Origin of the sequence: Actinomadura viridis, assembly GCF_015751755.1 — a bacterium.
Classification (GTDB): Bacteria; Actinomycetota; Actinomycetes; order Streptosporangiales; family Streptosporangiaceae; genus Spirillospora; species Spirillospora viridis.
In genome coordinates this window covers 309,068-332,679 of record NZ_JADOUA010000001.1, presented here as the reverse complement: position 1 = coordinate 332,679, position 23,612 = coordinate 309,068, and the positions used below count along the sequence as shown (strand labels likewise).

The following is a 23,612-nucleotide window of genomic DNA, read 5'->3' as shown; positions in this document are numbered from 1 at the left end:
CCCATCCTGCCCGAGCCCGCCCGGTGGTCCGCCCGATGGTCCGCGGTGGTCTGCCCGGTGGTCTGCCCGGTGGTCTGCCCGCCCGCCCCAGGTACGGGCGTGGCTCTGACGGGCGCGGCCCCCGGCCGGACAGGGGGTCCGGCCGGGGGCCACGGAGGAAGGGGCGGTCGGCGCCTAACGCTTGACGGCGTTCAGCGCGTCGATGATGCCCTCACCGTAGAACCCGTTGCGCTGCTTGGAGCCTTCGCAGGTCTGCGTGGAGGTGTTCTTGACCCACTGACCGTTCTGCAGCCGGTACCAGACGTACTCGACCGTCGCGGGGCTCGGGCAGGCCGTGGCGGTCGCGGTGCCGCGCAGGATCCGCTCGACCGTGGCCGGGGGCAGCGTCAGGCCGCCGTTCGCCCGGTCGGGCCTGCCGTACCTGCTGACGATCAGGGCCGCGACACCGGCCGCGTGCGGCGAGGCCATCGAGGTGCCCTGGATCGACTGGTAGTAGGCGCAGGTGCCGTCCTTGCAGTCGCGCAGCACGCGGGTGGTGTTCGGCGTGCCGTCGGGGTTGAGCTCCCCGCGCTCGCGGGCGATGGACTCGGGGTAGGCGGCCCAGATGCCGCGGCGGTCGTCGGGCTTGCCGTCGGCGGTGTCGTACTTGTCGCCGCCCGGAGCGGCCACCGCGATGTACCCGTTGCCGTGGCTGGAGTAGTACGCCTTGCGGGTGCTGATTCCGGTCGAGGATACCGGGATCACGTTCTCGCCCTCGGACGGCATCGAGACGCAGTTCGGCGCGACCGTCCGCTCGTACGGCGCCTCACCCGGCTCCGACGCGAAGTCGGGGCTGGTCGCGTCGGTGTTGGTCTTGGTGTAGTCGACCAGCTCGTTGCCCGCCGCCGCCACCAGCGTGACGCCCCGCTTGTGCGCGAAGTCCAGCGCGCGCTGCGCGGCCTGGATGATGGTGCGCTGCTCGGCCTGGTCCTCGGGCGAGTCCGCCGGGTTGGCGGCGCAGTTCCACAGCCAGGGGTCGATGTAGTAGCTCATGTTGACCACATCGATGCCGTTCCTGGCCGCGTAGGTCAGGCCGTCCACGGTCGGCTGCAGGAAGAAGTAGCCGGAGTCCTGGCCCACCCGCAGGTTGACGATCGACACGTTCGGCGCGACACCGGCCATGCCCAGGCCGTTGCGCGGCGAGGCGATGGTCGAGGCCACATGCGTGCCGTGCTCGTTCTCGTCCACGTCGTTGGGGTCGTTGCAGGACTTGTCCGGCTCGTCCTCGCACGGCCCGTCGACCTCGTCGCCGTTGGCGTCGGCGGGGATGTCGACGGTGAAGTTCCGGCTCAGCCTCCGGTCGAAGTTGGCCTTGATGTCGGGGTGGTCGCCGTCGACCCCGGTGTCCATGACGCCGACCCGCACGCGGCGGTCGCCCGGCTCGGCCCGGTAGGAGCCGCCGGCGGTCGCGTTGATCTGCTTCATGTCCCACTGCAGGTCGGCCAGGGGCTCGTCGCCCTTGCCGGGCTTGCCCGCCCGGACCGGCCCCTGCGTACCGGCCTCCCGCTCCACGCCCTTACCGGACGCCGCGGGGGTCTTGGGAGCCTTGCCGATCACGCGGTTGGACGCGGCGCCGGCCAGCGCGCCCTGCCGCGCGGCCTGCGTCGTGAAGCGGGCGTTGGTCGTCCGCACGGTCGCGACACCGACATCGGTGTTCTCGCGGACGATGGTGCCGCCGGCCGCCTTCACGGCCGCACGGGCCTGGTCGAGGGAGACGCCCTCCTTGTAGAGGACGACGTACTCGGACGAGGTCCCCGGCTCCTGGGGCCGGTCGGGTACTGCGGCCGCGGGCAGCGCGAGCGCCGTCGTGGTGACGATGGCGCAAGCGGCAGCGGCTGTGATCATGGCGCGCCGCAATGCACACCTCCTGATAGGGGAACGGGCCGTTTCAAGGACCCGGCCAGGAGACGCTACGCGCGTTGGCATTGCGTGATGTGTACGGATAAGTAACGAAAAGGGGTGACTCTTCTTGTCAACATCACCTCACGGGAACGGGCGCCAGGAAAGGGACGCCACGAATTCCCTGGTCAAATGGGCCGGACGGGTCAGACGGGGTGAAGCGGGCCGGACGTCTCAGCCGGTGCGGAGAGCCAGGGTCAGCGCCTCCACGGCCAGGAGCGGGTTCACGTTCGCCCCCAGCCGTTCCCGGCAGTCCATGATCGCGTCAAGGCGGCGCAGGGTGTGCTCGGGCCCGCCCTGGGCCGCCGCCGTACGGAGCTCGGCCGCCAGGTCGGTGTTGACCAGCTCCGAACCGGCCCCAAGCTGGAGCGTCAGCACGTCCCGGTAGTAGGACGCCAGGTCGAGCAGCGCGCGGTCCAGGGAGTCGCGCTTGGCACGGGTCGCCCGGGACTTCTGCCGGTCCTCCAGATCCTTCAGCGCCCCGGCCGTGCCGCGCGGCATCCGGCCCTTGGCGCTCTCCCCCAGCGCCTGCCGAAGCGCGCTGGTCTCGCCTTCGTTGAGCTCCTCGGTCATCGCCTTGGCGTCGGTCTCGGCGGCCTTCACCAGCGACTCGGCGGCGGCCACGGCCGGCCCCACCGAGGTCAGGCGGCGCGGGATCGCGAGCACCTCGGCCCGCCGCCGGCGCGCCTCCGGGTCGGTGGCCAGCCGCCGGGCCCGGCTGATGTGCCCCTGCGAGGCGCGCGCCACCACCTCGGCGGTCTCCCGGTCGACGCCGTCCCTCAGCACCAGCACCTCGGCGACCGCGGCGACCGGCGGGGTCCGCAGCGTGACCAGGCGGCAGCGGGACCGGATGGTCACCAGCAGGTCCTCCGGCGACGGCGTGCACAGCAGCCACACCGTCCGCGGCGGCGGCTCCTCGATCGCCTTGAGCAGCGCGTTCGCGGCGGCCTCGGTGGCACGGTCGGCGTCCTCGAACAGCACGATCTGCCAGCGCCCCCCGCTCGGTGAGGACGAGGCCCGCAGCACCAGCTCGCGGGTCTCCCGCACCCCGTACGACAGCCCGGCGGGGCGGACCATCTCCACGTCGGCGTGGGTGCCCTGGAGCACCTGGTGGCAGGACGCGCAGTGCCCGCAGCCGCGCGGGGTCTCCACGCACTGCAGCGCGGAGGCGAACGCCCTCGCGGCGGCCGAACGGCCCGATCCGGGCGGGCCCGTGAACAGCCAGGCGTGCGCCATCTTGCCGTCCTCGTCCACGGCGGAGCGCAGCTGCTCGACGACCGGCCCCTGGCCCACCAGGTCATCCCAGACGCTCATGCGCTCAAGGCTACGGCCTCACGGCCCCTCGGGGGGACGCGTGCGCGCCACCGCGGCCCGCGTTCCCGCGCGGGCGCCGGGAGAACGGGCCGGACGGTGCCCCGCTCCCGTCTCGCCGCCGTCCCGCCGCCGTGCCGCCGTGCCGCCACAGGGCAGCTCAGGGCCGCCGCAGGGAGGCTCAGGGCCGCTCAGAGGTCCTTGATGGCGGGGAAGGTGCTGGTGACGTCCTCGGTGCCGGCCGGGACGGGGTCGGGGAGGATCTCCCGGATGCGGTACTGGATCTCCCGCGAGATCTCGGCCTGCGGGCGGCCGGCGTCCACGATGAGGTAGCGCTCCGGGTGGGCCTCGGCGAGGGCGTGGAACCCCTGCCGGACCCGCTCGTGGAACTCGTGCGGCTCGGCCTCGATCCGGTCGGCAGGAGAGGCCAGCCGGCCCAGCCCCGTCTCCGGCGGGACCTCCAGCAGCACGGTCAGGTCGGGCACCAGCCCGCCGGTGGCCCACGCGTTGACCCGGCCGATCGCGTCGACGTCCTGCTGCCGGCCGTACCCCTGGTACGCCAGCGAGGAGTCAACGTAACGATCGCTGACGACGATCGCGCCCCGCTCCATCGCGGGCAGGATGACGTTGGCGACGTGGTCGGCGCGGTCGGCGGCGTACAGCAGGGTCTCCGCCCGCGGCGACAGACCGGTGGTCTCCTGGTCCAGCAGCATCGCGCGCAGCCGCATGCCGATCTTGGTGGCGCCGGGCTCGTGCGTGCTGACCACGTCGTAGCCGTGGTCGCGCAGCCAGATCGCGGCCAGCCGGGCCTGGGTGGTCTTGCCCGCGCCCTCACCGCCCTCGAAGGCGATGAAGACGCCCCGGTCACGGACCACCCCCGGGCGGGCCGCGGCCTCCTCGGGCGGGACGTAGGTGTGGCCGCGGAGCGCGGCCGACAGGTCGGGCAGCAGCGGGACGCCGGCCCGGTCGTCCAGCTTGCGGTACGCGACCAGGCCCGCGGGCACCGCCAGGACGGCGGCGATCAGCAGCGCGGCGCCCGCTCCGCCGAAGTCGTACACGGCGTCGCCCAGGGTGAGCCGGTGCTCGCCGATCAGGCCGGCCAGCGGCGGGACGACCGCGACCACGATCAACCCGGTGAGCAGGGCCACCGCGCGCAGGTAGGCGAACGCGCGGCCCTCGTCCTCGGGCAGGCGGGTGCCGACCGCCCAGGCGACCCCGGCGGCCAGGCCCAGGACGCCGGTCAGGAACACCACGACGACGAGGTTCTGCACCAGGGCCACCGGGACCAGCGCGAGCGCGGCGGCGATCACGGCCAGGCCCAGCAGGCGGCGCCGGCTGAACGGTGCCAGCACGCGCGGCCCGAGGAACAGCCCGAGCGCGGCGCCGGCCGTCAGCCCGGCCAGCACCGAGCCGTACCCGGCGTCCCCGCCGCCCAGGTCGCGGGCGTACAGGCGGGCCGCCGCGACCACCGCGGCGGCCGTCAGCGCGATGACCATGCCGGCGAGCGCCAGCCCCCGGACGGGACCGGCGGTCGCGGCGTGCGCGCCCCCGGGCTCGCGGACCGCGGGCCCTGCGCCGGCCGCGTGCGCGCCGGCGATCGGCACGCCGTCGGGCGCGGTCTGCCGGGCCTGGCCGGTGTCGCCGTCCCGTCCGGAACGCCCCCGGCCCTGACCCTGGTCACGCCCCTGGCCCTGGAAGAGCAGCTTCAGCGGCGCCACGGCCGCGGCCCTCTGGTCGCCCGGCACGTACGCGCCGCGGGCGGGCAGCTCGCCAATAGCGAACGTCGCGCCGGCCGCGGCCAGGAAGACCACCGCGGCCGCGTACACCGGGAGGTCGGCGCGGGAGCCCGACCCGAGCAGCGCGTCCCCGGCGAGCGCCAGCAGCGCGAACACCACCGCGGCCACCGGGGCCGCGCCGTAGGCGCCGCGCAGCGCCGACCGGCGGGCGTCCTCGCGCCGGTCCTCGGGGACCAGCCCCGGCAGCGACAGCACCGTCACCGGCGTCCACAGCAGCGAGGCCACCGCCACCAGGAACGCGGCGGCCAGCGTCCAGGGCACCGCGTCCACCAGCGCCACCGACAGCACCAGCGCGAACCGGACCCCGTCCACGGCGGCCATCGCGAGCCGCCGGTCGATCCGGGCCATCGCCGGCCAGGCCAGCGGCCCCAGCAGCAGGGCGGGCAGCACCATCAGGACCAGGACCCCGGCGATGGCCTGCGCCCGGGTCGCCGGATCCTCGCCCCGGGTCAGGGCGGCGGCCAGCGCGGTCAGCGCCGGAACGCTCAGCCAGTGCCCGAGACTGGACAGCGAGAGCGCGATCCACAACCGCCGGAACGGCTTGATCGCCTGAACTCCTGGCCGCGGCTCGGTGGCACGCGCCTGCCCGGTGGCGCCCGTTCTGTTCATGTCGGTCAGGGTATCGGCGTCGATGTCCTTAGGAGCCGGACTTGGCGGAGGTGCGCCGCCTCGGTGCGGACTTCTTCTTCCCGCCTGCCGACGCCACCTTCTCCCGGCGCTCGGCGAGCAGTTCCGCGGCCCGCTGGATCGTCACCGACTCCACCTCGTCACCCTTACGCAGGCTGGCGTTGGTCTCACCGTCGGTGACGTACGGCCCGAACCGGCCCTCCTTCACCACCACCGGCTTGCCGCTGGCCGGATCCTGCCCCAGCTCGCGCAGCGGCGCGGCGGCCGCGGCCCGGCCCCGCCCCCGCTGCTTGGGCTGCGCGAACAGCTCCTTGGCCTGCTCCAGCGTCACGGTGAACAGCTCGTCCTCCGAGCCCAGCGAACGGCTGTCGGTGCCCTTCTTCAGGTACGGCCCGAACCGCCCGTTCTGCGCCGTCACCGGCTCGCCGTCCAGCTCGCCCAGGCTCCGCGGCAGCGACAGCAGCTTGAGCGCGTCCTCCAGCGTGACCGTGTCGAGCGACATCGACTTGAAGAGCGAGCCGGTGCGCGGCTTGGGCGCGTCCTTCTTCGCACGCTTCTTCTTGGCGCCGTCGGCGGCGGGCTCGGGCTCGGGCAGGATCTCGGTGACGTACGGGCCGAACCTGCCCGACTTCGCCACGATCGTGTGCCCGGTCTCCGGGTCGACGCCCAGCTCCCGGTCGCCGGTGGGCTGGGCGAACAGCTCCTCGGCCTTCGCCGCGTCCAGCTCGTCCGGCGCCAGGTCCTCGGGGATGTTGACCCGCTCGCCGTCCCGGTCCAGGTAGGGCCCGTACCGGCCGACCCGGACCATGATGTCGGTGCCGGCGATCGGGAACGAGCTGATGCCCTTGGCGTCGATGTCGCCGATGTCGTCGACCAGCTCCTTGAGCCCCTCGCCGCCGTTGTCGCCGAAGTAGAAGCGCTCCAGCCAGCGCACCCGCTGCGCCTCACCGCGGGCGATCTCGTCGAGACCGTCCTCCATGTGCGCGGTGAAGTCGTAGTCGACCAGGTTGCCGAAGTGCTGCTCCAGCAGGTTGATCACGGCGAAGGCCAGGAAGGACGGCACCAGCGCGGTGCCCTTCTTGAACACGTACCCGCGATCGATGATCGTGCCGATGATCGAGGCGTACGTGGACGGCCGCCCGATCTCCCGCTCTTCCAGCTCCTTGACCAGGCTCGCCTCGGTGTAGCGGGCCGGCGGCCGGGTGGAGTGCCCCTCCGCCCGCACCGACCGCGCGGCCAGCGCGTCGCCCTGGGCCAGCGCCGGCAGCCGCCGCTCCTGGTCGTCCCGGTCGGTCGAGGGGTCGTCGGCGCTCTCCACGTACGCCTTGAGGAACCCGTGGAAGGTGATCGTCTTGCCGGTCGCGCCGAACTCGGCGACCTCGCCGCCGGTCGAGGTGCCGGTGACCCGCACCGACACCGACTGGCCCTCGGCGTTCTTCATCTGGCTGGCGATCGTGCGCTTCCAGATCAGCTCGTACAGCCGGAACTGGTCGCCCGACAGGCCCGTCTCGGCGGGCGTGCGGAACGAGTCGCCGGCCGGGCGGATCGCCTCGTGCGCCTCCTGCGCGTTCTTGACCTTGCTGGCGTACACGCGCGGCTTGTCCGGCACGTACTGCGCGCCGAACAGCGTCGCGGCCTGCCGCCGCGCCGCCGTGATCGCGGTCTCCGACAGGGTGATCGAGTCGGTCCGCATGTAGGTGATGAAGCCGTTCTCGTACAGCTTCTGCGCCACCGACATCGTGTACTTGGCGGAGAAGTTCAGCTTGCGGCTGGCCTCCTGCTGCAGCGTGGTGGTGCGGAACGGCGGGTACGGCTTGCGGGTGTAGGGCTTGCGCTCGACCGAGGTGACCTCGTACGGCCGGCCCGCCAGCCGCCCGGCCAGCCCGCGCGCGGCGTCCTCGTCCAGGTGCAGCACGTCACGGGTCTTCAGGGTGCCGTCGGAGGCGAAGTCGCGGCCCTGCGCGACCCGCTTGCCGTCCACCGAGACCAGCCCGGCCTTGAACACCGACGGCTCCTCCTCGGAACCCTTGCCGGTGTCGAACTCGCCCGCGATGTCCCAGTAGTGGGCCGGGACGAACGCGATCCGCTCCCGCTCCCGCTCGACCACCAGCCGGGTCGCCACCGACTGCACCCGGCCCGCCGACAGGCCCGGCATGACCTTCTTCCACAGCACCGGGCTGACCTCGTAGCCGTACAGCCGGTCGAGGATGCGGCGGGTCTCCTGGGCGTCCACCAGGCGCAGGTTGAGGCTGCGCGGATTGGCCGCCGCGGCCCGGATGGCGTCCCTGGTGATCTCGTTGAAGACCATCCGGTGCACCGGCACCTTGGGCTTGAGCACCTCCTGGAGGTGCCAGGCGATCGCCTCGCCCTCCCGGTCCTCGTCCGTCGCGAGAAGGAGTTCGTCGGCCTCGGCGAGCAGCTTCTTCAGCTTGGCGACCTGCTGCTTCTTGTCGCTGTTGACGACATAGAGGGGCTCGAAGCCCTGCTCGACGTTCACGCCGAGCTTGGCCCACGGCTCGCCCTTGTACTTGGCCGGCACCTCCGAAGCCCTGGGAAGGTCCCTGATGTGGCCGATACTGGACTCGACGACATAGCCGCCGCCCAGGTAACCGGCGATCGTCTTCGCCTTCGCGGGCGACTCGACGATCACCAGGCGGGTTCGGGTGCCCCCGCCCTGACCACGCTTCGCAGTGCCGTTCTTGGCTGGCACAGTCGCTCCAACCTCGCTGTCTGGTCTTCTTGCACGGGCTAGCTAACAACGTCGGCCGACGCCGCTTTCATGCCCGAGTGTTCCCACCGTCGCCGGTCGATCATCGCCCGCCCCCCGGGGAGTGCGGGCCACATCTCCCACCGCCACGAACCTCAGACAGGATGACACGTCGTCAACGACCTTGCGGACAAGGCCACCTCCGGGCTCCCACCGCGGCCGTGGCCCGGCCATAATGGACGGCAATGGTGGAGTACACCTACCTCGTCCTGCGCCTGCCGCGCGGCACCACCCGTGACACCGCCCGGCGGGTCCTGACCGAGCACGCCGAACACGGCGGCTGGGAACTCGATCGGTTGCGCCTCTACCCAGACGGTAGCCGCCGAATCCAACTCCGCCGCAAGATCATCCGTCAGGTCCGCACTTTCTGACCACTCGGCCCGACCGCTCAGCCTGGCCTCTCAGCCGCGGATAAACAAGACATTACTCACCGCGGTCATGACGTACGGTACGTCACCCCCGGGACACTTCGCCCACCCTAGGGCCAGGGCACCCTACCTCGCTTCGCCTCAAGAAGACGGGACCGGCCTGACCGGCCCCGGTCGCGTCAGCGCGCGAGGACGCCGCCCGTCAGGCCACCCAGACGTTGCCTCTGGGCCGGAGGCAACGTCTGGGCGGGCTTGCCGTACGGGCGAGGCGGCCTGGACCGACTCGAACGTTCTTGGACGCCCCCGAAACCGCGTCCCCGCCGGGATGCGGCACCATCCGGCCGCCCCGCCACGGAGCACTTTCGCGCCCAAGCGACACCCGGGTCACCGGTGGCTTCCGGCGGGCCGTGCGGGCGGGCCCGCCGGCCGCGCCCGCATGACTCAAGGCCCCCTGCGGCCCACAGGTCGCCCCCGACCTGTGGGCCGTGCGCGCCGCGCCGTCCACGGCACCGGTCTCGGCGCCGGGGGGCGGCGGGCCGGTCAGCCCCCGTGCCACGCCGCCCGACCATCACCCGGCGACGAGCAGCCGGAGACGGAGACGGCGTTCGTGCCCAGTCGTGCGCCATCTCACTCCCCGCCTGTCATCGAACCCCCATGGGCGGGTCAACCGCCCGTACGAAAAGTAACCGTAGCACCACGGAGGGCGATCGGAGGGCGATCGCGCGGAAATCCTCAGGCCCGATCGAGGAAACGGTCGAGCACCCGGACACCGAACCGGAGACCGTCCACCGGGACCCGCTCGTCGACACCATGGAACATTCCGGAAAAGTCCAATTCCGGCGGCAGCCGCAGCGGTGCGAAGCCGAAGCACCGCATGCCCAGCCGCGCGAACGACTTGGCGTCCGTCCCCCCGCTCAGGCAGTACGGGACCGGCAGCGCACCGGGGTCCTCCGAGAGCAGGGCCTCCTCCATGGCGGCGACCAGGGCCCCCTCGTACTCGGTCTCGACCGCGTGGTCGTAATGCACGAAATCACGCTGGACATCCGGCCCGAGCAATTCGTCCACGGTGGCGAAGAAATCGGCCTCATGACCGGGCAGGAACCGCCCGTCCACCTGAGCCCTGGCCTCCTGCGGAATGACGTTGGTCTTGTAACCGGCGTCCAGCCGGGTCGGGTTGAGCGTGTGCCGCAGCGTCGCCCCGATCATCCGCGCCAGCGGCCCGATCTCCGCGAGGCACTTCTCCGGCTCGTCCGGGTCGAACTCCACCCCGTACGCCATGCAGGCCCGCTCCAGGAAGGCCCGCACCGCCTTGGTCAGCCGGATCGGGAACTCGTGCGACCCCAGCCGCCCCACCGCCTCCGCCAGCGCCGTCACCGCGTTGTCCGGATGCACCATCGACCCGTGCCCGGCCGTCCCCCTGGCGGTCAGCTCCATCCAGCCGATCCCCTTCTCGGCCGTCTCGATCAGGTACATCCGCCGGTCCCCGGGGACGGTCAGGCTGAACCCGCCGACCTCCCCCACGGCCTCGGTGCACCCCTCGAAGAGCTCCGGATGCTCCTTCACGAGGTACTGCGCGCCCCACTTGCCCCCGGCCTCCTCATCGGCCAGGAACGCCAGCACCACGTCACGCGGAGGCTTACGCCCCTCCCGCAGCCGCTTCCGCACGACGGCCAGGATCATCGCGTCCATGTCCTTCATGTCCACGGCCCCGCGCCCCCAGACGCACCCATCGGCGATCTCCCCGCCGAACGGATCGTGCGTCCAGTCCTCCTTCCGCGCCGGCACCACGTCCAGGTGCCCGTGCAGCAGCAGGGCGTCCCGCGAAGGATCCTCGCCCTCGATCCGCGCGACGAGGCTGGCCCGCTTCGGGTGCGACTCGAAGATCCGCGACTCGACGCCCACCTCGGCCAGCTTCTCCGCGACGTACTCCGCGGCGACCCGTTCCCCAGGCCCCGAATGATCCCCCGGGTTGCTGGTGTCGATCCGGATCAGCTCCTGGCAGAGCTGGACGACCTCGTCCACTGTCATCACCTTCGCGTCGGACTCGCGTACCCGACCATCGTGCCCGCCCGACGGCTTCGCCGCGACTCCGGACCTTTGGTATGGTGAAGCCCGCCGCAGAGCATCTGCGGCATGTCCGGGTGGCGGAATAGGCAGACGCGCTAGCTTGAGGTGCTAGTGCCCTTTACGGGGCATGGGGGTTCAAGTCCCCCCTCGGACACCACTGGTTACCCCAGAGCAACGTTCGGGAGTGACGATCCGATCCGGGCCGAGGCCAGCCTCGACCCGGATTTCGCGTTCCCGGGTTATGTCGCGGGCATGAAATCGGGCAGGGTGAGGGCCGAGTGGGCCGGTCGTCCCTGCGCGGCGGGCATGGCGCTGAGATTGCGCAGCATGTCGTTGCGTTCCTCCAGGGCCTCGGCGGTGGTCGGGAAGAGTGTGGTCCTGCCCTTGCCGACCAGTTCCTGGTTCATGGTCACGAACTCACGGGTGCCGTGTTCGTAGGCGGCGAAGCCCGCGGCGTGGTCCCGGTCGGCCAGCGAACCGGCGAGCATGTACGCGCCGACGAGCGCGAGGCTGGTGCCCTGCCCGGTGAGGAACGAGGGCGCGTACGCGGCGTCGCCCACCAGCGCGACCCTGCCGCTGGACCAGCGGGGCATGCGGATCTGGCCGACCCCGTCGAAGAACAGGTCGTCCGTTTCGCGCATGGCGGCCAGCATGCCCGGGACCTCCCATCCCGCGTCGGCGAAGACCGAGGCGACCAGGTCCCGCTGGGCCTCGGGGTTCGGGAACACGTCGAACGGCGGTTCCGGCAGGGCGAAGTTCAGGAAGGCGTGCACTTCGTCGTCGTCCCCCACGGCGTAGAGGGCCGCGGCCCTGCCCGGGGCGTTCCACATCACGGTCTCGTGGGAGAGCCCGAAGGTGTTGCGCATGGTGAACACCGCGAAGCAGTAGCCGAGGTACCGGTGGAACTGCTTCTCGTGGCCGAACAGCATCTCCCGGGTGCGTGAATGCATGCCGTCGGCGCCGAACACCATGTCGAACGTGCGCCTGCCGCCCCCGCGGAAGGTGACGTCGACCCCGTGGCCGGACTGGTGGAGGGAGTCGATGGAGTCGTTGAACAGGAACTCCACGTCGTCGCGGACCGCCGTGTACAGAGCCTCGGTGAGGTCCCCGCGCCGCACTTCCAGGTCCCGTCCCGCGACACCGCCGGTGACGGCGTGCGGGTTGAGCGAGGCCACCTGGCCGCCGTCCTCGTCGAAGAAGGTCAGCCGACGCAGGTCGATGTGCGCGTCCTGGAGTCGCGGCAGGATCCCCATCCTCCGGACGACCTCGAGTGCGGTGCCGCGCACGTCGATGGGATAACCGCCGCTGCGCAGCGTGCTCGCCTTCTCCACCACCGTGACCGCGTATCCGTAGCGGTTCAGCCAGAACGCGAGGGCAGGACCCGCGATGCTGGCCCCCGATATCAGGACCCTGCCCCTCGGTGCGGTACGGATGCCGGCTGCCGGATCGGTTCGGGTCATTCCTTGGCTCCTTTGCTCAAGGTACGGACGGCAAGCAGGGACAGCGCGGTGACGGCGCCGGCGATGACGAAGCCGATGACGAAGGCGGATTCGGCCGGGACGTCGGTCCCCGCGGGGGTCCCGGCGGTGAGGAAGGCGCCGCTGACCTGTGCGCCCGCGGCGAAGCCGAGCACGCGGACCACCAGGACCAGGCTGGTGGCGGTGCCGGTGTTGCCGTGGTCGACGCTGGTGGCGGCCTTGATGACCATCGCGGTGACGCAGACGCCACTGGCCAGGGCGATCAGCGCCTTGCCCACCACGAGGTGCCACACCTCGGTGTGCACGAACGCCACGGCGACCAGCGTGGCCGACAGGACGCCGATTCCGGTCGCGACCGCGGTGCTGGCGCCGAAGCGCCGCGCCGCGATCCCGCCGAGCGGCCCGCTGACCGCCGCCATGACGGTGCCGGGCAGCAGGTACCGCCCGATGTCGGTGGAGCCGGCCCCGAAGCCGTACCCGTCGCCGGACACCGCGAACAGCTGCGGAACCAGGAACATCGACACCGCGGTACCGGCGCAGACGGCGAATGTGATCACATAGGAGCCCCATATCGCGGGCTGGGCGAGCAGGCGCAGATCGACGATCGGCGAGGCCGCACGACGCTCAACGGTCACCCATCCGGTCACCAGGGCGGCCAGGACCACGACGAGGGCGCCGACCGCGATCGGTTGTGAGCCGATGTCGGCCGCCATCGCGAGCACGAGCATGAGCGTCAGCAGGACGCCGCTCAGGAGGACCAGTCCGGGCCAGTCGATCCTGGTGGCCGCCCCGGCGGGCGGGTCGTCCGGCATCAGCACGTGGACCAGCAGGGTCGACAGGATGATCACGAGCGTCGGGATCGCGAACATCCAGTGCCGCGACAGCCCTTCGGCGATGGGCCCGGCGATCAGCGTCCCCAGCATGCCGCCGCCCACGAACAACCCGCTGACCACCCCGATCGCCACCTGGGTCTGCCCCGGTGGCAGATGCTTGCGCACCAGGATGAACGACAGCGGCATCGCGCCCACCATCGCGCCCTGCAGAACCTGCCCCGCCAGCAGCACCGGCAGGTTCGGCGCCAGCGCCGACACCAGCCCGCCGGCCGAGACCACCGCCATCAGCCGGATCAGGACCCGTTTCCCGCCGCGGCGGTCACCCATGATGCCCGCGACGGGCGCGACGAGAGCGCCGGTGACGAGCATCACGACGCTCAGCAGTGCCCCCTGGGCAGGGCTGATCGACAATTCGCGCTGCAGCAACGGCAGCGTCGGGGCCACCACCGACTCCAGGGTCCCGGTGGCGGCCGCCAGCATGCCCAGGGCGCCGACGCCGACTTTTCCGATCCGGGCCGGTGGGGCCAGAGTTGAGGACATGACGTCCATGCCTTTCTCCGTGGGCTGTCACGGTCATTCGGAGGGTCGGGACGCCCACGGATGCCGGGTGCGGACGTCATGGCACGCCGTCGTGCGAACCGGCCGCCGGTACCGGGGGCCGGACGCGGCGCCGCTCATCGCCCCGCCGCGTACCCTTGGGCGCCGCGCGAGTTCGCCGCCGCCCGGAGGACGCCGCTGTCGGGGTCCCGCGTGACGGCCGACAGCCGGCCCTGGCTCCATGGTCCGGCGACGGTCACGTCATGGCCCCGTCCGCGGAGCTCGTCGATGACCGCCCCGTCCGCTCGTTCCTCGATCACCAGTCCGCCCGGCGTCCAGGTCCGCGGCCAGAACGAGCTCACCACCGCGGTGGTGTGGAACGCGGGCGCGTCGATCGCCTCCTGCGGATCCATCCCGAAGGCGAGCGTGCGCACCAGGTAGAGCAGCTGCCACTGGTCCTGCTTGTCGCCCCCCGGCGTGCCCAGCGCGGCCACGGGTCTGCCGTCGCGCAGCAGCAGGGTCGGAGTCAGCGTCGTACGAGGCCGCCGTCCCGGGGCCAGGCGGGAGGGGGCGGCCGGGTCCAGCCACGTCATCTGGAGCCGCGTGCCCAGCGCGAACCCGAGCCCCGGCACGGCGGGTGAGGACTGGAGCCACCCTCCCGACGGTGTGGCGGAGATGATGTTCCCCCAGCGGTCGACGACGTCGATGTGGCAGGTGTCGCCCCGCGTGTCCCCGGTGTGCCGCACGGTGGGCTCTCCCACGCCTTCGACCCGAACGTCGTGCTGCTCGGTGACGAGCGGCGGCATGTACGGGGTGACGCCGATGTCCCCCGGCCTGAACTCGGCCGACGCGACCGTGCCGATCAGGTCGGCGCGTTCCCTGCTGTACTCGGGGGACAGCAGACGGCGCACCACGTCCTCCGCGTCCGCCGGATCCCGGTCACCGTAGAACGCCTCCCGGTCGGCCATGGCCAGCTTCAGGGCCTCGGTGATGGTGTGGATTCCCTCGGCGGTCGACGGATCGATCCGCTCGTCGCCGAAGTGGTCGAGCATGGCGAGGGCCTGCAGCAGCACGGGCCCCTGGGTCCACAGGCCCGCCTTCGCGACCGTGATCCCGCGGAACTCCGCGGTGACCGCGGGTTCGGTGGACGGGACGAAGTCGGTGAAGTCGGCGGCGGTGATCACTCCGGCGTGGTCGCCGCCCGAGGAGTGCCGGTGCGGTGTGGTCGCGAACTCCGCGACGGCGGCCGCCACGAACCCCGTCCGCCAGGCGCGCCGCGCGGACTCGATCCGTGCGGTCCTCGTCTCGCCGGCCCCCTCGGTGCAGAGCCGGCGCAGGGTCTGGGCGTAGTCGGGGTTGACCAGGGTCGCGTCCGGTCGCGGGACCTGTCCTCCGGGCATCCACAGCGCGTACGACGTCGGCCAGTGCGTGCGGAAGAGATCCTCGACCGTGGCCAGGACGCGCGCCAGCTGGGGCACGACCGGGATTCCGTGCTCCGCGTAGTGGATCGCGTAGGCCAGGACGTCGGCGAGTTCCCACGTACCGTGCTCGGCGAGCAGCCAGAGCCAGGAGTCCACGGCGCCCGGAACGGCGGCGGCCAGGGCGCCCGAGCCCGGGACGTGGTCCAGCCCTTCGGCCCGGAAGTGCTCGATCGTGGCTCCCCGCGGGGCGTGGCCCTGTCCGGCCAGCACGAGCGGAGAAGTGTCCTCCGCGGTCGCGAACACGGCGACGAGGTCACCGCCCGGTCCGTTGAGGTGGGGTTCGGCTACGTGCAGCACGAAGGCGCCGGCTGTCGCCGCGTCGAACGCGTTGCCGCCCCGCTCCAGCACCGACTGGGCCGTCGCGGAGGCCAGCCAGTGCGTCGACGCGCACATGCCGAAGGATCCCCGTAGCGTGGGGCGCGTTGTGTGGGGCAAATCGTCGGTCCGTGATCGCTGTTGACCGGCCATGTCTCCCGTATTCCGTCGCTAGGGCACGTGGTGGGCGGCGTGATGGGCGGCGAGGACGTCGCCGCCGAAGTCGGTCTCCGGGTCCCGCCACACGGCGTGGGCGTGGTTGACGCCGCGGTGGACGTTCGTCCATTCGACGAGCAGCCGCGGGCCCTGCAGGCGGTAGTAGTGCGGCTCCCCGGCCTTGGTGGAGCCGGCCCAGGCGAGGTGCACGGCGTCCAGCGCCGCCGGGTCGTCGTAGCGGGACAGCGGGGAGATCCCGTCCGGGACGCGGTCGAGGTAGGTGCCGAGCAGGGCCCTCAGCAGTTCCCGCTGCGCGGCGTCGAGTTCGGCGCCCGGCACGCCCTTGGGCGCCGGGGTGAGGGCGACCGCCCGCCGGCCCGCGCCGTCGAGGCCGGTGGACGGGTGCTCGGCACGGTCCGGGGTGTGCCGGCCGGGTCGCCAGAGTTCCCTGCGCTTCACCACGCGGTCGCCGATCCGGGCGGTGTTGCCCGCGACGATGTCGTCCGGGGCGCGCCTGAGCAGCACCGCGCGGGCCGCGAGCTCGGGGCGCAGGGAGCGGACCAGCTCGCGGGCCAGGTCTTCGGCCGCCCCCAGGGGGCGCAGCGCCGCGCCGCCCAGGAGCGGCGACACGGCAGGGTCGGCGCCCAGGAAGCACGGCGTGGTGGCGGCGACGCGCCCGTCCACCACGAGGTTGTTGAGCGAGACGTGGTGGCCGCCGAACCGCCATCCCCACGGCTGCGGCCCGCCGGGCTCACCGAAGACCCGCAGGTAGTACATGGCGGGGTCGCGGGTGCGTTCCCGCCCCCAGTTCACCGAGAAGCCCTCGACGCGGTCGAGCACGTTCTCCAGGCCGAGCACGGTGGCGACGGTGTTGTACCCGGCCTCGGAGAGCCCGCTCGCGACCAGCCGCATCACAAGCCGGTGCTGGGCGGGGCGCTGCCGGTGGAAGGTGAGGCCGCCATGGTCGGTCGGGGTGTAGAACCAGCGGGTGCGCTCGGCCTCGGCCGCGGCGCCGGCGCCCGGCGGCGGCCCGACCGCCGCAGCGCGCTGGTCCGCGTCCAGGGAGTCCAGCCACGCGCGGGCCGCCTCGGCCATACGGTGCGCGACCTCGCGGCCGGCGCCGGTCATGGCTTCGGAGCGGCATCGGCGGTCACTCCGAGGAACTCGCGCACCCAGCCGGCGATCGTTTCGGCGAACTCCATCCCGACCGCGTGCCGCCCGCCCTCGATCGCACGCAGTTCGGCGTTCGGAATCCGCTGCTCCATCACCACGGCGCCGGTGTAGGGCGCGAGCCGGTCCTCCGTGCCGTGCACGATCAGTGTGGGTGCGGAGATCTCCCCGAGGCGGTCCCGGATCTCGTGCTCCCGGGCGGCGGCGTGGCGGCGGGCGCGCCGCTCGGGATCGCGGGCCGTGAGCGTCCGGGCGGCGCGGGCGCCCATCCTGGCCCGGCCGCCCGGCGTGACGAAGTAGTCGTCGACCGCGTTCCGCAGGTCGCTGTAGGACAGCTCCAGCAGCTTGTCGATCGCGTCGGCGCCCAGCGCGAAGCTCGGCGTGGTGGCGATCAGCACGAGGGACGCGACCCGCCCGGGGTGCCGGAGCGCGGCGTGCTGCGCGACGGCGCCGCCGAAGGAGGTGCCCAGCAGGTGCGCGCTCTCGAGCTCCAGCGCGTCCAGCAGGGCGACGACGTCATCGCCGAGGTCGCTCAGCGTGTACGGAACCGGGGGGTTCACGGTGATCCCCGAGTCGCGCTGGTCGTAGGAGATCGCCCGTATTCCCGCGCCGAGGTGCCGGCGGAGCGTCGCGTACGCGGTGCGGTCCCCCTCGCCGCCGTGGATGAGCACGAGCGGCACACCGCTGCCGTCATCGATGTACCCGACGTCGAGCTCGCCCGCCCGGATGGTGGAACCGGCCGCTTCGGCGGGTTCGCGCGCTGCCTGTCGTCCTGCCACTGCGAGCCTCCCTGTCGACCACGGCACGAAGACATCATTACGAATTGAGAGAACCGTATCATATAAGCGTCGCGCCGGCCCGGGCGGAGGGACGACTTTGGTGACGGTAGAAGACCCGAGGTGCGTGCCGAGCTGCAGCGTTCCACGGCTGCTTCCGGATGGAACGGGCACAGCCGGCCGCCGTCTCCTCTTGCCGGCCGGGCAGCGATACGGCGTGCGGCCGGCCGCCACGACGGCGCCCGCGACCAGGAAGGCACCCGGGAAACGGGCGCCGGACCGGCCGGATCCGGGAGGCGCCCGGCCGCGGCCGGCCCGGCGGCGATCAACCCCGCTGGGGTCGGCCGGGCGGAGGCGGCCCGGCGGGGGTCAGCATGCCCGCGCCCACCCGCGCAGCGCGCCGCCGTAGGATTCGGTCAGCCGGGTGATGACGTCCCGGCGGGGCAGGTCCGCCTCCCGCAGGAGGTCCAGGATCTCCCGCGGGTCGAAGAGCATGTTGTTGAGGAACAGGGCGTACTCGAGCATTTCGTGCGGGAGGCCGAGCTCGTCGAGCAGTCCCCGTACCGGCCCGCTCCAGGCGTCCCGCATCGCGACGATGATCTCGTCCCCGGCATGGAGCCGCTCCAGGTAACCCCGCCGGGACCGGAGCTGCACCAGCGCCGGGCCGTGCTCGGCCAGCAGGTCCACCCATTTGCCCACGACGGCGTCGAACAGCGGCCGCCCTTCCGCGGTCGACGTCACGCTGAAGTCGCGGAGCTCCTCGACGACGCTGAGCACGTAGGCCGCGAGCACTTCCTCCGTCGAGGAGTAGTAGCGGTAGGCGGTCGCCGGTCCGATCTCCGCGCGGGACGCGAGGGCCTGCATGGTGAGCTGGTCGGGCGCCTCCCGGGCGAGCTCGCCGACGGCCTCCAGGAGGCGCCGGCGGTTGCGGCGGGTGTCACTGCGTAGCCTGCGCCCCCCGCGCGGGGCGGCCTGCTGATCTGTCACAGCCTCTCTCCGCCCTCGTCCATGTACAGGTGCAGGATATCGCCCCCTGAGCGACCCGCCTCGGAACGCCCCGACCCGTGCCGGTACCGAGCGGCCCCGTCAGGACCTCCCGCCGCCGAGGTGCCGGACGATGCGGGCCAGCCCGGTCCGCAGGTCGCTCTCAGAGGCCGCGAACGAGATCCGGACGTGCCCCTCGCCCGAGGGCCCGTACTCGGAGCCGGCCCGGACCATCACCTTCCGCTCGGCGAGCTCGCGGACGACCGTCTCGGAGGGCGGGCCGGCGTCGTAGCGCAGGAAGCCGTAGAACGCCCCTTCCGGCGGGATCAGGTGCAGGCCGGGAACCCCGGACAGTTGCGCGACCACGAGCTCTCGACGCCGCCGGTACCTGTCGACCATGGCGTCGACGGCGCCGTCCGGCAGGTCGAGGGCGGCCAGGGCCGCGTGCTGGACCGCCGTGTTCAGCGAGCCGTTGTGGGTGCGGTGCACGCGGGCCGCGGCGTCCACCACCTCGCGCGGCCCGGTCAGGTACCCCACCCTCCAGCCGGTCATCGCGTACGTCTTGGAGAACGTCTGCACGTACACCGTCCGGTCGCGCAGCGATGCGACCTCCAGAGCGGAGGTCAGCACGTGCCCCGGGTAGACCAGCCGGTGGTACGCCTCATCGCTGACGACCAGGGTGTCGGAGCCGTCGAGGAGCCTCCCGAGGGCGTCGAGCTCCTGCGCGCGGTGCACGATCCCGGTCGGGTTCGACGGATTCGAGAAGATCATCATCGCGGCCCCGGGGAGCGCGGCGGCCAGCGCGTCGAGGTCCCAGTGCAGGTCGGGGGCCAGCGGGACGAAGTCCACGGTGCCCCCGGCGAGGACGACCAGGTCGGCGTACAGCGAGTAGGCGGGCTCCGGAACGACCACGCGGTCGCCGGGGCCGACCATCGCCAGCACGACGGCCGCCAGCGCGGCGGTGGCGCCGTGGGTGACCACGACGTCGTCCGCGGTCCAGGTCCGGCCGGGATGCGCCGGCAGTCTGGACGCGAGCGCGGCGCGCAGTTCCGCCAGGCCCTTCTGGTCGGCGTAGTGGGTGTTCCCGTCGCGCAGGGCGGCCACGGCCGCCTCGACCACCGGCGGCGGTGTCGGGAAGTCCGGTTCGCCCATGGCGAGGGAGACGGCCCCCGGCGGGGCCGGGGCGAGGGCCGGGCGCCGCGAGCCGCGTCGCAGTTCCTCGATCCGGGAGGCGGGTGGCAGGGCGTTCATCGGGCCGCCGCCGTACGGCCGGGGCGCGCGGCGAGGATGCGCTGCCGGAGCGCCTCCTCCCTCTCGCCGATCGCGTCGACCGCGTCGACGACCTCCCTCACGCGCTGCCGCGGAACGACGACGACGCCGTCGGCGTCGCCGACGAGCACGTCACCCGCCGCCACCACCACTCCGCCGACCGCCACCGGGGCGCCGACGGTGCCGGGCCCGTCCTTGAAGGGCCCGGCGGGGGTGACCGCCCGCGCGTAGACGGCCAGGCCCATCGCGGACAGCGCCCCGACGTCGCGGACGGCGCCGTCGACCACCGCGCCGGTGACCCCGGCGTTCACCATGATCTCGCCGATGAGGTCGCCGACCAGCGCACGGGTCAGGTCCCCGTGCCCGTTGACGACCAGGACGTCGCCCGGCCGGGCCTCGTCGAGCGCCCGGTGGACGGCCAGGTTGTCACCCGACCGCACGTGCACCGTCAGGGCGTTGCCGAGCAGCGCGGCACGTTCGGTGAACAGCCGGATGCCGCCGTCCATGACGGTCATCCGTTCCAGCGCGTCGCCGACGTTGGCGGCCGGGACCTCCCCCAGCCGGCGGGTCTCCGCCGGCGCCGCGCGGTCCCATCCCGGAGCGACGAGCACGCTGTCCGCCGCCGCAGCAATGAACACGAGGGACTCCATTCTTAAATGAGGCATTTTTCTCAGATGAGAGAACCATAACCTCAAGACGTCCGGCTACCAAGACGCTGAGCCGCCGGACTTGGCCACGAAGCCGGAGTGAGCGGGGTGCAGAGTGCGAACCAGCCGTACGGGACGGGCCGTCAGACCGGCCGGGTGGACCGCCCATGCCCGCGGTGAAGCAGGAGCCCCCGCGCGCGCTGTTCGCCGGGGCGTCGCACCGGTTGGTACGGCTGCTGCCGTGGGGCGTGTCCCTGCTGTGCGTCGTCCTGACGCCCACCACGATCCGGGTGCTCAGCGCCGACTACGGCCTGAACGGCGGCGTCGCGAGCGCGCTGGCCGGTAACGGGTGCTGAAGTCAGGAAGTCGCCGGAACATTCAGCGGGCTCGAGATGCCCCCTCGGGCAGGACGTCCAGTGCGCGGGCGAGGGCGGCGGTGAGCGAGCCGGCGTGGGCGGGGACGTACCGCTCGGCCCACGAGACGGCCAGGCCGTGGAAGGCGATCAGGTCTCGTTCGGCGCCGGCCAGCAGCCGCCGGCAGGGATTCATGGCGGCGCCTACGGCGACTCCCGAGGCAATCGATCAACACAAGAGTATTGTTCGATCATTTCCTCGGTCGGCCTATAATGCGCCCTATTCAGACGGCTTCCGAAATTGACCTGGAAGTCGTCGTCCCACTCGCCGCTCTTGATGTATTTTTGGAGCGCCGCTTTTATTTGCGCACACTCTTTCCGATGCCCATCGGGCAGCCCGATCCCCCATCTTTGCTTCTTGTCCGGAAAGTCCTGCACTGAGGCGCTCGGGACGACGACCAGTGTCGAGCCGGAGTGATGGGCGAATCCCTGCAGGAGTAGTTCGTCGGAGAACACCGCATCGACGTCGCCGATCTCGAGCTTCTTCACACACTCGCCGGCACTGTTCGGCGAGTTGGAAAGTTGCCCTCCCGCCTCTTCAATGATGTCCTCCGAGGTGGTGCCGTCCCATGTGCACACCTTCATCGTCTGGAGGTCGGACATGCTTTTCGGCACGGGGTGGCCCCGGCGCAGCAGGAACCCGGTGCCGGTCACGGCGTAGGGACCGATGAAGTCGGTGCCCATATCGTCCATCCGTTCCTGGGTGATCGAGTACGTGGAGACGATGAAGTGTACGTTGTCCTCCTCTTTTCCGATGAACGCAGTCTGGCGCTGCCCGGAGCTCAACGGCTTGAACTCGGCCCTCTTGCCGAGCGCGCCGGCGGCCATGTTCGCGATGGAAACGTCCAACCCGGAGACTTTCAAGTACGAGCGTTCTTTGTAGCCCGTACCGGGTTGGTCTTCTTTTGTGCCGAAGAACGCGATGTCGCCCGGTGGCCAGAATGCCTGCCGTTCACCGGTGCGCCCCTCGCCGCTCGACGGGCGGGATGATTCCTGCGTCAGCAGGAACCCTGCCGCCAGGGCGAACAATGCGAGAGCAGATATCGTGACCCGGGCGTTCCGGCGACCGTAGCGAACGACCTGGTAAACGATTCCACCGGCGAGTGAGGTGGCTGCTTTCGCATGTTTCGGTGCACGCGGTCCCGCCTCCCGACGGGTTTCCGGTGCTCCGCCGGACGGCGCCTCCGCCGGAGAGCCGGGGGAGCCGCCCTCGGGCGGGCGAGCGGCCGTCGCCGTGGGGGACGGACTGGGGAGCCAACGACGGCGGATGAGTTCGGTGGTCGCCTCGTGCGGAGTCAGCTCGCCCACAAGCCGGACGAGCAGGTTCTCGGCGGTCGGTCGCCGAGCCGGGTCGGGATCCAGCGCCGACTCGACGATCGGCACAAGCTCACGTGGCACGCCCGTCAGGTCGTATTGAGCCTGCTTCGCCCGGACGGCCAGTTCCTGCAGTGTGCCGGAACCGAACGGATTGTGGCCGGTCGCGGCGTAAGCCACGAGGGCTCCCCAGGCGAAGATGTCGCCGGCGGTGCCGACCCGTCCCTCGAACGCGAACTCGGGCGCCACGTAGCCGGCGGTGCCGATGACGCTGCCCGGCTGGGTGATGGGGATGTGCGCGTCCAGGGCCCGCGCTATACCGAAATCGATCACGCGCGGTCCGTCGGCTGCGAGCAGGACGTTGCCCGGCTTGAGGTCACGGTGCACCAGGCTGACCGCGTGGATCGCGACCAAGGCGGCGGCCACTCCCGCCGCCAGGCTGTGGAGTGCATTCGGCGGGAACACGCCGTGCGCTTCGATGTACCCGGACAGGGACGGTCCCTCGATGTACTCGGTGACCAGGTAGGCGAGCCCGCCGGTATTTCCGTGATCGAGCACCCGCGCGGTGCAGAAGGACGCGACGCGCCTCGCGTAGGCCACCTCCGAGTCGAACCGCGCAGAATAATGCGGGTCATCGGTCAGCCGCGGGTTGATCACCTTGACGGCGCCTCGCTGCCCGTCCGGATCCCGCCCCAGATAGACCACGCCCATGCCGCCTTGGCCGAGCCGGCCGAGGAGTTCCCACCTGCCGATGGAGGTGGGGTCGAGCGGGTCGAGCGGGTCCGAGTAAGGGGCGGCGTCCGACCACCCCTGAGGCTTCGATGAGCTCACCGACCCGACCTCCTCCAGCCAAAGTCTTCACGGCACCGTTTCGAATCCCGTGATCACTGCTCGCAACAGGCCGTTCGCGACCCCTGACCCCATACGACCGACCTCAGGCCGGCCGCACCGGCATGGTCGCGGCCGAAGCAGCCGATTCCGTCCGGCCTCTGGGTAGAACGCGCGCACGGCCAGCAGCCCCTTCCGCGAGTCCGGGGTCTACCTGTGAGATGCCGTGCGGTTGCCCATAGTTCACGACGATGAGGAAGTTGTCGAGTTCCCCAGAGCGCGCTTCCACAACGGGGTCACCGCGCCGGAGAGTGTTCGTTACTGGACGTCGGATGCGACGGTCAACATTGTCTGCAAGGTCCACTTCCTTCTTGCTCGACTTCGCAGCCCACCGGCCCAGTCTCGCCCGCCTTAAATCAGGCAACAATGATTTACTCGGGACAAGCAGGTATATGTGTGGTAATGTTGTAGCGGCATCGACTTCAGAATCGAGCATTGACCACTGGATGGTGTCCTAGGGATTCGTCAGACCCCTTC

The 23,612-nt window shown here is 71.7% G+C and carries 17 protein-coding genes and 1 tRNA gene; 3 read left to right on the top strand and 15 right to left on the bottom strand.

Annotation, left to right across the window (positions count from 1 at the left end; all coding sequences use genetic code 11):
- Nucleotides 1-174: 174 nt before the first annotated feature.
- From IW256_RS01335 to topA, 4 genes are all read right to left on the bottom strand, one after another.
- Nucleotides 175-1,884 (bottom strand): S8 family peptidase, encoded by a 1,710-nt coding sequence (locus IW256_RS01335; protein WP_231403597.1) that lies wholly within the window; start codon nt 1,882-1,884, stop codon nt 175-177.
- A gap of 228 nt (nt 1,885-2,112) precedes the next feature.
- Nucleotides 2,113-3,252, bottom strand: a complete 1,140-nt coding sequence (locus tag IW256_RS01330; protein ID WP_197009203.1) for a DNA polymerase III subunit delta' — start codon at nt 3,250-3,252, stop codon at nt 2,113-2,115.
- Nucleotides 3,253-3,440: 188 nt separating this feature from the next.
- A complete protein-coding gene (tmk, locus tag IW256_RS01325) occupies nt 3,441-5,654 on the bottom strand; it encodes a dTMP kinase (RefSeq protein WP_197009202.1) in 2,214 nt (737 codons plus the stop codon).
- Nucleotides 5,655-5,682: 28 nt separating this feature from the next.
- Nucleotides 5,683-8,382: a type I DNA topoisomerase gene (gene topA / locus IW256_RS01320; protein ID WP_197009201.1), complete on the bottom strand. Its 2,700-nt coding sequence runs from the start codon at nt 8,380-8,382 to the stop codon at nt 5,683-5,685.
- Between the two features lie 242 nt (nt 8,383-8,624).
- Here topA and IW256_RS01315 point away from each other — a divergent pair, with 242 nt between their 5' ends.
- A complete protein-coding gene (locus tag IW256_RS01315) occupies nt 8,625-8,810 on the top strand; it encodes a DUF5703 family protein (RefSeq protein ID WP_197009200.1) in 186 nt (61 codons plus the stop codon).
- A 729-nt stretch (nt 8,811-9,539) separates the two neighbouring features.
- Here IW256_RS01315 and IW256_RS01310 read toward each other — a convergent pair.
- A complete protein-coding gene (locus IW256_RS01310) occupies nt 9,540-10,838 on the bottom strand; it encodes a M20/M25/M40 family metallo-hydrolase (RefSeq protein WP_307828691.1) in 1,299 nt (432 codons plus the stop codon).
- Nucleotides 10,839-10,942: 104 nt separating this feature from the next.
- Here IW256_RS01310 and IW256_RS01305 point away from each other — a divergent pair.
- Nucleotides 10,943-11,031, top strand: a tRNA-Leu gene (locus tag IW256_RS01305).
- Between the two features lie 82 nt (nt 11,032-11,113).
- Here the strand turns inward: IW256_RS01305 and IW256_RS01300 are convergent.
- The 8 genes from IW256_RS01300 to IW256_RS01265 form a co-directional block, all read right to left on the bottom strand.
- Nucleotides 11,114-12,334, bottom strand: a complete 1,221-nt coding sequence (locus IW256_RS01300) for an FAD-dependent monooxygenase (RefSeq protein WP_197009198.1) — start codon at nt 12,332-12,334, stop codon at nt 11,114-11,116.
- Nucleotides 12,331-13,734, bottom strand: coding sequence for an MFS transporter (locus IW256_RS01295; RefSeq protein ID WP_197009197.1), 1,404 nt, complete (start codon nt 13,732-13,734; stop codon nt 12,331-12,333). Before IW256_RS01295 ends, IW256_RS01300 begins: the two co-directional genes overlap by 4 nt.
- Nucleotides 13,735-13,859: 125 nt before the next feature.
- Nucleotides 13,860-15,596 (bottom strand): gamma-glutamyltransferase family protein, encoded by a 1,737-nt coding sequence (locus IW256_RS01290; RefSeq protein ID WP_231403596.1) that lies wholly within the window; start codon nt 15,594-15,596, stop codon nt 13,860-13,862.
- Between the two features lie 93 nt (nt 15,597-15,689).
- Entirely contained in the window at nt 15,690-16,802 is a 1,113-nt protein-coding gene (locus tag IW256_RS01285; RefSeq protein ID WP_197009195.1) for a DUF3500 domain-containing protein, read from the bottom strand.
- Nucleotides 16,799-17,623, bottom strand: coding sequence for an alpha/beta fold hydrolase (locus IW256_RS01280; protein WP_197009194.1), 825 nt, complete (start codon nt 17,621-17,623; stop codon nt 16,799-16,801). The genes IW256_RS01285 and IW256_RS01280 overlap by 4 nt, the downstream gene beginning before the upstream one ends.
- A gap of 366 nt (nt 17,624-17,989) precedes the next feature.
- The gene (locus IW256_RS01275) at nt 17,990-18,607 is read right to left on the bottom strand and encodes a TetR/AcrR family transcriptional regulator (protein WP_197009193.1); all 618 of its coding nucleotides are present in this window, start codon (nt 18,605-18,607) and stop codon (nt 17,990-17,992) included.
- A 99-nt stretch (nt 18,608-18,706) separates the two neighbouring features.
- Nucleotides 18,707-19,855: a pyridoxal phosphate-dependent aminotransferase gene (locus tag IW256_RS01270; protein WP_197009192.1), complete on the bottom strand. Its 1,149-nt coding sequence runs from the start codon at nt 19,853-19,855 to the stop codon at nt 18,707-18,709.
- Nucleotides 19,852-20,511 carry an RraA family protein gene (locus IW256_RS01265; protein ID WP_307828690.1) on the bottom strand — a complete coding sequence of 220 codons (660 nt, stop codon included), beginning with the start codon at nt 20,509-20,511 and terminating at the stop codon, nt 19,852-19,854. Before IW256_RS01265 ends, IW256_RS01270 begins: the two co-directional genes overlap by 4 nt.
- Nucleotides 20,512-20,687: 176 nt before the next feature.
- Between IW256_RS01265 and IW256_RS01260 the strand changes: the two genes are divergently transcribed.
- Nucleotides 20,688-20,876, top strand: coding sequence for a hypothetical protein (locus IW256_RS01260; protein WP_197009190.1), 189 nt, complete (start codon nt 20,688-20,690; stop codon nt 20,874-20,876).
- Nucleotides 20,877-20,898: 22 nt separating this feature from the next.
- On the opposite strand, the gene IW256_RS01255 is transcribed toward IW256_RS01260, so the two are convergent.
- Together IW256_RS01255 and IW256_RS01250 are read right to left on the bottom strand one after the other, a co-directional pair.
- Complete coding sequence (locus IW256_RS01255) at nt 20,899-21,069, bottom strand: hypothetical protein (RefSeq protein ID WP_197009189.1); 171 nt, start codon at nt 21,067-21,069, stop codon at nt 20,899-20,901.
- Between the two features lie 8 nt (nt 21,070-21,077).
- Entirely contained in the window at nt 21,078-23,078 is a 2,001-nt protein-coding gene (locus IW256_RS01250) for a serine/threonine-protein kinase (RefSeq protein ID WP_197009188.1), read from the bottom strand.
- Nucleotides 23,079-23,612: the final 534 nt, after the last annotated feature.